Genomic DNA, 12,329 nt, shown 5'->3' with positions numbered 1-12,329 from the left:
CGGGGCTTGAGCGGATTAGCCCTTGAGCACCGCCGCCATGGCGTCGGCCACGTAGTCGACGTTGCGGCTGTTGAGGCCAGCCACGCACATGCGACCGGAGCGCACCAGATAGACGGCGAACTCTTCGCGCAGGCGGTCTACCTGTGCCGGGGTGAAGCCGGTGTAGCTGAACATGCCGCGCTGGCTGATGAAGTAGCCAAAATCGCGGCCAGGCACCTTGGCGCTCAGCACCTCGAACAGCTTCTGGCGCATGGCCTTGATGCGGGTGCGCATCTCGCCCACCTCGTCGACCCAGAGGGCGTGCAGGTTGGCATCGTTCATCACGGCCGCAGTGATCTGGCCGCCGTGGGTGGGGGGGCTTGAGTAGTTGCGACGCACGGTCGCCTTCATCTGGCCCAGCACCCGACCCGCCTCTTCGGCATCCTGGCAGATGACCGACAGGCCGCCGCAGCGTTCGCCGTAGAAAGAGAGGTTCTTGGAAAACGAGTTGCTGACGAAGAAGCTGACACCGGCGGCCACCATGGCGCGGATGGCGTAGGCATCCTCTTCCAGCCCGTCACCGAAGCCCTGATAGGCGATATCCATGAAAGGAATGAGACTTTTCTCGACCACCAGCGCAATGACCTTGTCCCACTGGGCAGAGGAGAGATCCACGCCGGTCGGGTTGTGGCAGCAGGGGTGCAGCAGCACTATGCTCTTGGCCGGCAGGCTGCCCAGGCAGTCGAGCATGGCGTCAAACTGCACGCCGCCGGTGGCCGCATCGTAGTAGGGGTAGTCGTGCACCTTGATGCCGGCTCCCTCGAACATCGCCTTGTGGTTGTCCCAGGTCGGATTGCTGACCCATACCTCCGAGGTCGGGAAGTAGCGCTTGAGCAGATCGGCACCGATCTTGAGCGCGCCCGAGCCACCGATGGTCTGGATGGTGGCGATGCGACCGGACTTGACCGCTTCATGGTCGGCGCCAAACAGCAGGTGCTGCACCGCAGTGCGGTAGTTGGCGGCGCCTTCCATCGGCTGGTAGGGGCGCGGTGCCGGGGCGGCGGCGCGCTGGGCTTCGGCCTGCTGCACCGAGGCCAGCAGCGGAATGCGGCCCTGCTCGTCGTAATAGAGGCCGATCCCCAGGTTCACCTTCTGCTCGCGGGTGTCTTTGTGGAAGGTCTCGACCAGGGTCAGTATGGGGTCGCCAGCATAGGCATCGACGTGTTCAAACATGGGGGGTCCTTGCGAAATGGAATCCAGAGTATGGCGATCAATGATCGGCGGTCATCATGGCGTAAAGCTGGCGAGGGCTCAAGTCTGAAAGGGGCGGGTGCCGTGGGGCCGACGCCGCCCAGCCGTAAACGGGATGATGCGGGGCTACGCATGGCCCCATCCACCGGCCCTACTTCAGATAGGATCGCAATACCCGCACCACCTGATCCAGATCCTCCAGCCGCTCGGCCGGGGTGGCCTCCTCGGCGCCCAGATGCTCGCGCATGTGACCCTCCAGCACCTCCAGCATCAGGCCGTTGACGGCGCCGCGAATGGCGGCTATCTGCTGCAAGATAGCGGCGCAGTCGCTCTCCTGCTCCAGCGCGTTCTCCAGTGCGCCAGTCTGGCCCTTGATGCGGCGTACCCGCGCCAGCAGCTTCTTTTTGCCGTGAATGGTGTGTGACATGCAGGATCCTCTCGATCAATAAAACTATACTGGGGTATAGTATATTGCATTGTCGCCCTCAGGAGAAATTCATGTCATCCCTCGTCTCATCCCATTGCCATCAACCCGTCGTACACCAGGGCAATCCGCTGGCCGAACAGAAGACCCGCTGGGCCGTGCTGCTCACCGTCATCATGATGGTGGCGGAGATCAGCGGCGGCTGGTTCTACAACTCCATGGCGCTGCTGGCCGACGGCTGGCACATGAGCTCCCACGCGCTGGCGCTCGGCCTCTCCGTGCTGGCCTATCGCGCCGCCCGCCACTTCGCCCGCGATCACAGATTCAGCTTCGGTACCTGGAAAATAGAGGTGCTTGGCGGCTTCACCAGCGCCCTGCTGCTGGTGGGGGTGGCGGGTCTTATGCTGTTCGAGTCGTTTGCCCGCTTGCTGGATCCCAGCCCGATCCATTATCAGCAGGCCATCGCCATCGCCATCGTCGGCCTGCTGGTAAACCTGGCCTGTGCCTGGCTGCTCAAGGACGATCACGGCCATCATCACGGTCACAGCCATGACCACCATCACGGCCACGATCATCATGACCATGCTGATCACCAGGGTCATCAGGATCTGAACCTGCGCGCCGCCTACATCCATGTGCTGGCGGATGCGGCCACCTCGGTACTGGCCATCCTGGCGCTGGTGGGGGGCATGTTGTGGGGGGCCGACTGGCTGGATCCCCTGATGGGCATAGCGGGTGCCGTGCTGGTGGCCGTGTGGGCCTGGGGCCTGCTGCGCGACTCGGGCCGGGTGCTGCTGGATGCCGAGATGGATACTCCACTGGTGGCGGAGATCCGCGAGGTGATAGCCGACTTGCCGCAGGCCGAGATCCGCGATCTGCACGTCTGGCGGGTGGGGCAGGAGCAGTATGCCTGCGTGCTCTCCCTGCTGATGGCTGCCCCCATGCCTGCCCGGGAGATCCGCGAGCGACTCGCCATCCACGAGGAGCTGGTGCACGTCACGGTAGAGATTGCCCAGCCCTGATCATTTCCGATTGGCCGCACGAGACACGAAGAAGGGGCTCTGGCCCCTTCTTGTGATTCATATCAGTGGTGCTGGCCGTGATCATCGTCCGGCTTGTGCTGCCAGATGGCCCCCAGCAGCAGCTTGAGCAGCAGCTGGGGCGGGTTGTCCAGCAAGGATCCCGACTCCAGCAGCAGGTGGCCGTCGGCCCGAAAGCCGAGGCTGGCGTGGACGGTCCCCTCTTCGCCGCACACCTGGATAAGCCCGCTCAAGGCGCCACGCTCTTCCGGCTGACAGCGCAGCCGCAGCTCGCGTGGCTCCCCCAGCAGGGTGAAGGCACGGGAGAGGGGTGGGGTATCCTCATAGTCCGGCCAGTTGAAAAAGTGATACTGTTCGGCGAGCCCACCCGCCTGCTGACAAAATTGGTCAAACAGCTGGGCAATCTCCTGATACTCCTGATCCAGCCGTCTGGCCTGTTCCTCAATTCGCTTCATATGCCGTGACTCCCTCTCTATCCACTTGATCGGAAATTGATTTTTCCGGTATGGATTAGTCTGTTTGTTGGTATGGGCCGAAAGTGAGGCCGGGTCTGTGAGCCCGATCCAACTTTCGTTATGAAAACGTTATCTTGTTGAAAATGGTTGGTTTTTTTGCCCTGCTGCTCACATTTGAAACGATTGCCGCTGATTAATATGGCACCGCTCGGCAATGACCGGGTACTCGACTATCGAGACTAACTACAGCGGGAATTATAAAAAAATGGATATGAAAAAGACCAAAGTGGCGCTGGTAACAGCCTCACTGCTCGCGCTTTTGTCCGGCTGCAATGACAACAGCTCCTCTCCCTCCACCCCTGACCCCACGGACGGTCCCGTCGCCCGTCTGCCCAATGTGCAACCCCCTGCCGAGCAACTGGTGGCCGGGCCCGATCAGGCGGTGATCGCTCTGGTGGATACCCAGACCAGCGCGGCGCGCGGGGTGGATGGCCCCTTTGCCAACTACAGCCTGCACCTGTGGAACAATGACGCCTGCAATGCCACCGCCGAGAGCGGTCTCAACGCGGGTTGGGATGACAAGATCAATACCCCGGCGGCGGCCGACGGCTTCGGTCCCAGCTGGGTGGTGCCGCTGGCCAAGCTGGAAGGCTGTATCAACTTTATCGCCCGCAACGGAGATCTGGCCAACCTGACCGGCGCCGACATGAAGGTGATCTTCAGTGATCACCCGGATCGCACCGTGGCTATAGTCGCGGGCAAGAGCGAGGTCTTCGGCAGCCGTGCCGACGCTTTCACCGCCGCCTTTGGCGTGGCGGGGGCCAGTGCCCACCTGATCGACGGCAACACCCTGATCTGGCAAGGGGGCAAGGACAAGCCCCATGTGCGCCTCTATTACACCGAGTCCGGCACCATCAAGGCCAATGCGGAAGGGGTATTCGACTTCCCCTACATCACTCTGACGGCTACCAGTCTCACTGCCGAGCAGCAAGCCAAGTATCCGCATCTCAAGGATGCTGCCGCCTTCGCCCTGCCATCCGGCAACGATCTCAAGCCACTGCTCAAGGGCGAGCTGGTGGCCATCGGCACCGATGCCGACGGCATCCTGCAGGGGGCGACTCTGGTGCAGAGTGCCGGCGCCCTCGATGCCCTCTACAGTGAAGCGGCTACCAAGCTGACCTATGGCGCCGTGGTCGAGGGGGGCAATGTCACCTTCCGGCTGTGGGCGCCGACCGCCAGGTCGGTCAAGCTGGCGCTGTTCGATGCGCAACACAAGCCGCTCGGCGAGCGCACCATGACCCTGGACGAGGCCAGCGGCAGCTGGAGCGTGCAGGGCGGCAGCGAGCTGGTGGGCAAGTTCTACCGCTACGATATTCAGGTCTATCACCCGGTCAGCCGCAAGCTGGAATCTTATCAGGTGACCGACCCCTACTCCCTGAGCCTGGCGATGAACTCCGAGTTCAGCCAGGTGGTGGATCTCAACGATCCGGCCCTCAAGCCGGAAGGGTGGGATAGCCTCAAAGCACCCCACAGCCAGCAGAACCCCGCCGACATCACCATCTATGAGGCCCATGTCCGCGATCTGACCGGCAACGACGACTCCACCCCGCCGGAGCACCGCGGCAAGTTCCTCGGCCTGACCGATACCGATACGGTGCCGGTCAAGCACCTGCAGGCGCTGGCCAGGAGCGGCGTGAGCCACCTGCATCTGCTGCCGGTGTTCGACATCGCCACCGTCAACGAGGATCCGGCCAAGGTCGCCAATATCAGCGACGATTTCAGCAAGCTGTGTCAGGTCAACCCGGAGGTGCAGAACTCCAAGTTTGGCGGCTACTGTGGCGGCGGCCAGACCATTGCAGCCGTGCTCGGCGATCTGCAAGGGGCCGACAGCAAGGAGAACCCGCAGGTGCAGGAGCTTTATGGCTATCTGCGCGGCGTCGACTCCTTCAACTGGGGCTATGACCCCTACCACTACACGGCGCCGGAAGGCTCCTACGCCACCAACGCCGAGGGCAGCCAGCGCATCCTGGAGTTTCGCGAGATGGTCAAGTCCATCAAGCAGAACATCGGCATGAACGTGGTGATGGACGTGGTCTACAACCACACCAACGAGGCGGGCCTGGGTCCCAAGTCGGTGCTCGACAAGATAGTGCCCTGGTACTATCAGCGCCTCAATCCGGAGACCGGCTCGGTGGAGAACTCCACCTGCTGCTCCAACACGGCGCCGGAACATGCCATGTTCGCCAAGCTGATGGATGACTCTCTGGTCACCTGGGCCCGCGACTACAAGATCGACGCCTTCCGCTTCGACCTGATGGGCCACCATCCGAAAGATCAGATGGTGCAGGCGCTGGCAGCAGTGAAGAAGGTCAACCCCGAGATGTACTTCTACGGCGAGGGCTGGAACTTCGGCGAGGTGCAGGATGACAAGCGCTTCGTGCAGGCGACCCAGAAGCACCTGGGCGGTACTGGCATCGGCTCCTTCTCCGACCGGCTGCGGGATGCGGTGCGCGGCGGCAGTCCGTTTGACGGCGGCGATACCATTCGCAAAACCCAGGGCTTCGGCAACGGTGCCCTGGTGGATGCCAACGAGATGGACGGCGTCGAGCTGGCCACTGCGCTGCATCAGTCCGACCTGGTGCGCCTCGGCATGGCCGGCAACCTCAAGGATTTCGTGCTGACCGACAAGGACGGCATGCCGAAGAAGGGCGCCGACATCGACTACAACGGTCAACCTGCGGGCTATGCCCAGGATCCGACCGAGATCCAGAACTATGTCGACAAGCACGACAACCAGACCCTGTTCGACAACCTGATCTACAAGGCGCCGGAAGGGGCGGATCTGGTGCGGATGCAGGGGGTATCGCTGGCCACCGCCATGCTGGGGCAGGGCATTCCGTTTACCCACGCCGGTGTCGAGCTGCTGCGCTCCAAGTCCATGGAACGGGACAGCTACGACTCGGGTGACTGGTACAACAGGGTCGACTATACCCTGGCCGACAACAACTTCGACAAGGGGCTGCCGCGCAAGGACAAGGATGGTGACAACTATCCGTTGATCGAGCAGGTGCTCGGCCAGCACGTCAAGCCGAGTGGCGCCGACATGGCGACCATGATGGGCTTCTATCAGGAGCTTGCGGAGCTGCGCAACTCTTCCCGTTTGCTGCGTCTGGGCAGCGGGGCCGAGGTGATCAAGCGGGTCGATTTCCGCAATACCGGGCCGGATCAGCTGCCTGGTCTCATCGTGATGACGGTGGATGACGGTGCGAGCGCCGGGGCGGATCTGGATCCGGCCATCGACGGCCTGGTGGTGATGATCAATGCCAGCAATGCCAGCCAGAGCATCGGCGACTTCCGTGACGGCAACGATCAGCCCATCGACTTGACCAGCCTGCAGCTGAGCCCGGCTCACCACGCCGGCGAGAGCATAGCCCGTGATGCTGCCGTCAATGGTGGCACCCTGACGTTGGGGGCCTGGTCCGCTGCCGTGTTCGTCAAGCCGCAGGCCGGTGCCCAGGGGGCGGGTCTGCCGGTGAGCAAGAAGATTGATCTGAGCACGGTGCCGCCGTTTGGTGATACCGCCGTCTATCTGAAAGGCTTCCTCGGGGAATGGGGTGAGGCCAATCAGATGACCTTCAGCAACAACTTCATGTACGAGTTCACCACCGAGGTGGCGACCGACAAGCTGGGTACGACAGAAGTGAAGATTGCTGACGCCAGCTGGGGCCCGATCAACTACGGCAGTTGCAACCCCGGCGACAAGCTGGTGGTCGGCACGCCGCTGACCCTTTGCAAGGGTGGAGATACCGGCAACGTCGGACTCGATCTGGCCAAGGCGGGCAGCTACAAGTTCGTGTTTACCGCCATGAACAAGGACAAACCCACCCTGAGCGTCAGCTTCACCGAACCGGTACAGAGCTGCAAGGTACTGGACACTGTGGCGGGCAATCCGCTCGGCTACAACCTGTTCGTCAAGGGTGAGTTGTCCGGCTGGGCAGCCCAGCCCCAGTACCAGTTGAGCTACAAGGGGATGGACGGCGAGCTCGCCATCTATCAGGCTGCGTTCAACTACACGGGCAGCAGTGAGTTCAAGGTGGCCAATGAGGACTGGAGCAAGGAGTATCTGCTCAACGGTGGTGGCGCGGTCAAGGCCGAGACGGGTTATCCGTTTGCCTTCTCCGAACCAGGCAGTGCCAACAACAGCATCACGCTGCCGCAAGGGCTGTGGAGTGTGCTGGTGAAGGTTGATCCGGCCAGCACCAAGGCCGGCACCGCCGTCATTCAGGAGTGCAGCGCCAAGTAAGCACACCCATCGAGTCCGGGGCTGGCTCGGCAGCCCCGGGTTGAATTCCACCTTGCCAAGGGTGGGATAACCCCGAGAGAGTAAGCAAAGCGCGACTGCCAACCGGCAGCCGCGCTTTTTCTTTGCAGGCGTCAGGAGGATGCAGGGGGAAGAGGAAAGAGAAAAGCCGTCCCTGTCGGGGGACGGCTTTGCATATGGCGCTCTCGCTGGTGGTCTGGATCAGCGCTTGCGCAGCAGGCGCAGGGCGTTGGCGGTGACCAGCGCGGTGGCGCCGGTATCCGCCAGCACCGCAATCCACAGCCCGGTGATGCCGAGCAGGCTGGTGACCAGAAAGATGGCCTTCAGTCCCAATGACAGGGCGATGTTCTGGTGGATGTTGGCCAGTGCCGAGCGGGAGAGGCGGATCATGGCGGCGATGCCGCCGAGCTGGTTATGGGTCAGGGCGGCGTCAGCCGTCTCCAGCGCCACGTCGGTGCCGCCACCCATGGCGATGCCGATGCTGGCCCGCTTCATGGCGGGGGCATCGTTGATACCATCCCCTATCATGGCGACCCTCTGCTGGCTGGCCAGTGTGGCGATCTCCTGCACCTTGTCCTCCGGCAGCAGGCCGGCACGCCAGCCCATGCCGAGTTCACCGGCGATCGCTTCGGCGGCGCGCGGGTTGTCCCCGGTCAGCATGATGCTTTGCAGCCCCAGCGCCTTGAGCTCTTTCAGGGCCGCCGCTGCATCAGGCCGGATCTGATCTCGCAGGGCCAGCAGGGCGACCGGCACAGTGGCCGAATCGCCAGTCTGGCAGAGTAGCACCACCGTCTTGCCTTGCTGTTCCAGTACGGCGATCTGCTGGTTGAGTGCGTCGTTCAAGGTTGCAATCCGACTTGGCGCCAGCAATTGCCAGAGAACGCCATCGATGCGTCCCTCGACGCCCATGCCGGGCAGAGCGCGCAGGTCGCTGCTGGGTGCCAAAGAGAGTCCCTGTTCGTGGGCTCTGGCCACCACTGCCCGGGCCAGCGGGTGGTGGGAACCCTGCTCGATGGCCGCCGCCAGTGCCAGCAGTTCGGCCTCCGGCCTGCCATTGAGACTGACAAGTTCGGTCAGTTGTGGCTTGCCCAGAGTCAGGGTACCGGTCTTGTCAAAGGCGACTGTATCGATATGGGCCAGTCGCTCCAGCGCAGCGCCGCCCTTGATGAGGGCACCTTGCCGGGTCGCTGCCGCCAGTGCGGAGGTGACCGCCGCCGGAGTGGAGATGACCAGGGCGCAGGGGCAACCGATCAGCAGCAGCGCCAGCCCGCGATAGATCCACTCATCCCAGCTCTGGCCGAAGGCCAGCGGTGGGATAATGACCACCAGCAGGGCGACCAGCATCATGGCCGGGGTGTACCAGCGGCTGAAACGATCGATGAAACGCTCGATGGGGGCGCGCTGGTTCTCGGCCTCCTCGATCAGATGCAGTATACGGTCGATGGCGTTGTTGCCGGGCTCGGACACCACTTCAAGGCGCAGCACTCTATCTGCCGCCAGACTGCCGGCGGGTACCTTGTCACCCTGGCGGCGCTCCACCGGAATGGATTCACCGGTCAGGGCGCTCTCGTCAAAGGCGCCGAGGGCGTCGAGCAGGCGAGCATCTGCGGCCAAGCGGGCACCGGGGGCGATTTCGATGATGTCGCCGGGACGCAGCTCGTCGGCCGCCACCTCTTCCCTGAGTTCACTCTGTGCCTGACCTTGTAACACAGTGCGGATGCGCAGCGCCTTGTCGGGCACCAGCGCCATCAGGGCCGTGACCCCGGCGCGAGCACGGCCGGCGGCGTAGGCTTCCAGGTGTTCACCCAGCATAAAGAGCAGCAGCACCATGGCCGCTTCGGCGGTTTCGCCAAGGAAGAGGGCGCCCACGGCGGCGACCGTCATCAGGGTCTCGATGGCGAAGGGGGAGCCGCTCTTGGTCAGCGCCCACGCCTTGCGGGAGATGGGCCACAGGCCCCAGAGGGTAGCCAGGGTAAACAGCGGCTGACCAATCTGGCTCGGCAGGAGGGCGGCGACCAGCATCAGGCCGGCCAGCGACAGGGGCTGCCAGTACTTGCCAAGCAGGGTCAGCAGCGGCCCGCGCTCACGGCTGGCCTTCTGCTTGCCACCGCCTTCCCCCTTGAGTCGGAAACCTGCTGCCAGCACGGCGGCAGTGACGGGATCGGGGGAGAGGCCCGGGGCCAGATCCACCACCAGCTTCTCGGTGGCAAACAGCACGCGGGCCTGCTGCACGCCGCTCACCCGGCTGACAGCGGTCTCGATCTTGCGAGCACAGCTGGGGCAATCCATTCCCAGTACCTGCCAGCTGTGGCGTCGACTTTCCTGCTCCGGCGCGATTAACGGCTCGGTGATGTCGACGGTTTGCTCGTGTTCATGATGGTCATGGGGCGGCTGCGGGCTGCAGCACGCCTGGCCGTGACAGTCTCCTCTGGGGGGCTCTTCATCCCCCAGTGATTCACTCGTCCCCTGATCCTGATGATCATGGGAGGCCTTGCTGGCACAGCTGCTGACCGGCGTGGCATTGTCACAACAGTGACTGTCGTGCAGATGCTCGTTTTGACCAGTAGCTGACTTGCTGACGGCCTTGATGGGAGCGGCGGCAGCTTGATGGCTGCAGCAGGATTTGCTCATGATGAGTCCCTCTTGGATGGATCCCGCCGGTGCGAGATCTTGGATAACTGAGTCGAGTGTAAACCTTGGTGTTAAGTCCAAGGTCAAGCCTCTTTCTCTTGCTGTCTGATCCGGCTGGGACTATCTGTCCGGGCCAGGATAAAACGCCTTTATATCCCTGCGGTTGGCGGGTGTTTGTCACCGCCCGGCGCGCCTATACTGGGGAGCCCTATCCTCCCTCGATAATCAAGGACATAACATGAGCAATTCCGTTACGCTGCAAGGCAACCCCGTCTCCGTCGCCGGTCACTTCCCCGTTGCCGGCGAGCAGGCCAAGCCTTTCTCCCTGGTTGCCAAGGATCTGTCTGATGTGACCCTGGCGGCCTACGCCGGTCAGCGCAAGATCCTGAACATCTTCCCGAGCGTCGATACCCCGACCTGCGCCACTTCCGTGCGCAAGTTCAACGAGCAGGCCAGCGCGCTGGAGAACACAGTCGTGCTTTGCATCTCCGCCGATCTGCCGTTTGCCCAGTCCCGCTTCTGCGGCGCCGAAGGGCTGGACAAGGTAGTGACCCTCTCCACCCTGCGTGGTGCTGCCTTCCTGCAGGACTACGGTGTGGCCTTCTCCTCCGGTCCGCTGGTAGGTCTGGCCGCTCGTGCCATCGTTGTGCTGGATGCAGACAACAAGGTGCTGCACAGCGAGCTGGTTGCCGAAGTGGCCGACGAGCCGAACTACGCCGCCGCCCTGGCCGCTCTGTAAGTTTCGTCTTGCGCTGATTGCCCGACGGCCTGCATCAGCAGGCCGTTTTTATTGTTGGCGCAGTGACCCTCATTGTTGAGGTGGTCAGACTGGCTGGACAATCTCACTCTCGTATCTTCTCGCGCTTGAGTTCACCGGCCTTTTACTTATCAGGTCAGGCTGGCTAGACTTCGCCTCCCACTTCCTTGCCGCGTAGCCCCATGACCTTTAGCGAACTCGACCTCAATCCCGCCCTGCTGGCGGCCCTGCCGGCCACCCTGCACACCCCGACCCGCATCCAGCAGCTGGCGATACCCGTGATATTGGCGGGGCAGGATCTGCTGGCGCTGGCCCAGACCGGCAGCGGCAAGACGCTGGCGTTCGGGCTGCCGCTGCTGCAACGGCTGGATCCCGCCTCCCGTCTGGTGCAGGGGCTGGTGCTGGTGCCGACCCGCGAGCTGGCCACCCAGGTGAGCGCCGCCTTGCAAGGGGCTGCCGAGGCGCTGGGGTTGCGCGTTTTGACCCTGTGCGGCGGCGTGGCGCAGGAGCGGCAACAGGCCGAACTGGCGCTGGGGCCGCAGCTGCTGGTGGCGACGCCGGGGCGACTGCGCGATCTGCTCACTCAGCAAGTGTTGGGGCTGGATGGCCTGCAACAGTTGGTGCTGGATGAGGCGGATCGCCTGCTGGAGATGGGTTTCTGGCCCGATATCCAGTGGCTGATGAATGAGATGCCCTCGCCGCGTCAGACTCTGCTCTTCTCCGCCACCCTGCCTGCCGAGTTGGATGAGTTGGCGACCGGTCTGCTGACAGAGCCGACCCGCATCGAGGCCAACCCCCTCAACAGCCTGGTGAACGAGATAGAAGAGCGGCTCTATCTGGTCAACAAGAGCAGCAAGGTGCCGGCGCTGATCAGCCTGCTCAAGGAGCAGGCCTGGCCGCAGGTGCTGGTGTTCATCAGCGCGCGGGACGATGCCGACGGCGTGGCCAAGAAGCTGGCCAGGGTGGGGATCCCGGTTGCCGCCCTGCATGGCGAGAAGGAGCAGGCGGTGCGGGATCAGGCGCTCGACGATTTCAAGGCCGGCAAGGTGCGAGTGCTGGTGGCCACCGACCTGATGGCGCGGGGCATCCACGTGGAGGCGCTGCCGCTGGTGATCAATCTGGACCTGCCCGCCAGCGCCCCCGTCTATGTGCACCGCATCGGCCGCACCGCCCGCGCCGGGCGCAAGGGGCTGGCCATTTCGCTGGTGTGCCACGGCGAGAGCGATACCCTGGCGGCGATCCGCACCCTCACCGGCCGTGAGCTGCCGCTGGCGGAACTCGCCGGTTTCCCGGTGACCGATCTGCCCGCCAGCGGGGAGGGCAAGCGCCCCCCGCGCGACAAGCAGGCGAACCGCCGCACCGCCAACAAGCGCAGCGTCAAGCAGTTCAAGGGCAAGGCCTGATTCAAGGATGGGCTGCCCGCTTGGGCAGTACCAAAGGACGCCGGTTTCACTATGCTCCATGGGTTCAA

Annotated in this window: 8 protein-coding genes; 4 read left to right on the top strand and 4 right to left on the bottom strand. The window is 63.4% G+C overall.

Annotation, left to right across the window (positions count from 1 at the left end; genetic code table 11):
* Positions 1 to 15: 15 nt before the first annotated feature.
* Positions 16 to 1,212, bottom strand: a complete 1,197-nt coding sequence (locus ACW5XD_RS04715) for an amino acid aminotransferase (protein WP_456493854.1) — start codon at positions 1,210 to 1,212, stop codon at positions 16 to 18.
* A 169-nt stretch (positions 1,213 to 1,381) separates the two neighbouring features.
* Entirely contained in the window at positions 1,382 to 1,657 is a 276-nt protein-coding gene (locus ACW5XD_RS04710; RefSeq protein WP_456493853.1) for a metal/formaldehyde-sensitive transcriptional repressor, read from the bottom strand.
* A gap of 71 nt (positions 1,658 to 1,728) precedes the next feature.
* On the opposite strand from ACW5XD_RS04710, the gene dmeF reads away from it, so the two are divergent.
* Positions 1,729 to 2,676: a CDF family Co(II)/Ni(II) efflux transporter DmeF gene (dmeF, locus tag ACW5XD_RS04705; RefSeq protein WP_456493852.1), complete on the top strand. Its 948-nt coding sequence runs from the start codon at positions 1,729 to 1,731 to the stop codon at positions 2,674 to 2,676.
* A gap of 62 nt (positions 2,677 to 2,738) precedes the next feature.
* Here the strand turns inward: dmeF and ACW5XD_RS04700 are convergent, their stop codons facing one another.
* Positions 2,739 to 3,149, bottom strand: coding sequence for a hypothetical protein (locus tag ACW5XD_RS04700; RefSeq protein ID WP_456493851.1), 411 nt, complete (start codon positions 3,147 to 3,149; stop codon positions 2,739 to 2,741).
* A gap of 265 nt (positions 3,150 to 3,414) precedes the next feature.
* Between ACW5XD_RS04700 and pulA the strand changes: the two genes are divergently transcribed.
* Complete coding sequence (pulA, locus tag ACW5XD_RS04695) at positions 3,415 to 7,452, top strand: pullulanase-type alpha-1,6-glucosidase (RefSeq protein WP_456493850.1); 4,038 nt, start codon at positions 3,415 to 3,417, stop codon at positions 7,450 to 7,452.
* A gap of 219 nt (positions 7,453 to 7,671) precedes the next feature.
* On the opposite strand, the gene ACW5XD_RS04690 is transcribed toward pulA, so the two are convergent.
* The gene (locus ACW5XD_RS04690; RefSeq protein ID WP_456493849.1) at positions 7,672 to 10,101 is read right to left on the bottom strand and encodes a zinc/cadmium/mercury/lead-transporting ATPase; all 2,430 of its coding nucleotides are present in this window, start codon (positions 10,099 to 10,101) and stop codon (positions 7,672 to 7,674) included.
* Between the two features lie 238 nt (positions 10,102 to 10,339).
* On the opposite strand from ACW5XD_RS04690, the gene tpx reads away from it, so the two are divergent.
* Complete coding sequence (gene tpx, locus ACW5XD_RS04685) at positions 10,340 to 10,840, top strand: thiol peroxidase (protein WP_456493848.1); 501 nt, start codon at positions 10,340 to 10,342, stop codon at positions 10,838 to 10,840.
* Positions 10,841 to 11,040: 200 nt separating this feature from the next.
* Positions 11,041 to 12,261 (top strand): DEAD/DEAH box helicase, encoded by a 1,221-nt coding sequence (locus ACW5XD_RS04680; protein WP_456493847.1) that lies wholly within the window; start codon positions 11,041 to 11,043, stop codon positions 12,259 to 12,261.
* Positions 12,262 to 12,329 lie beyond the last annotated feature (68 nt).

It is taken from the genome of Aeromonas enterica, assembly GCF_054052465.1.
This window is presented reverse-complemented; position numbering and strand designations above follow the sequence as displayed.

Coding starts and splice junctions, on each gene's coding strand:
- ACW5XD_RS04715 (WP_456493854.1), bottom strand. CDS start 1,212: ATGTTTGAACACGTCGATGCCTATGCTGGCGACCCCATACTGACCCTG.
- ACW5XD_RS04710 (WP_456493853.1), bottom strand. CDS start 1,657: ATGTCACACACCATTCACGGCAAAAAGAAGCTGCTGGCGCGGGTACGC.
- dmeF (WP_456493852.1), top strand. CDS start 1,729: ATGTCATCCCTCGTCTCATCCCATTGCCATCAACCCGTCGTACACCAG.
- ACW5XD_RS04700 (WP_456493851.1), bottom strand. CDS start 3,149: ATGAAGCGAATTGAGGAACAGGCCAGACGGCTGGATCAGGAGTATCAG.
- pulA (WP_456493850.1), top strand. CDS start 3,415: ATGGATATGAAAAAGACCAAAGTGGCGCTGGTAACAGCCTCACTGCTC.
- ACW5XD_RS04690 (WP_456493849.1), bottom strand. CDS start 10,101: ATGAGCAAATCCTGCTGCAGCCATCAAGCTGCCGCCGCTCCCATCAAG.
- tpx (WP_456493848.1), top strand. CDS start 10,340: ATGAGCAATTCCGTTACGCTGCAAGGCAACCCCGTCTCCGTCGCCGGT.
- ACW5XD_RS04680 (WP_456493847.1), top strand. CDS start 11,041: ATGACCTTTAGCGAACTCGACCTCAATCCCGCCCTGCTGGCGGCCCTG.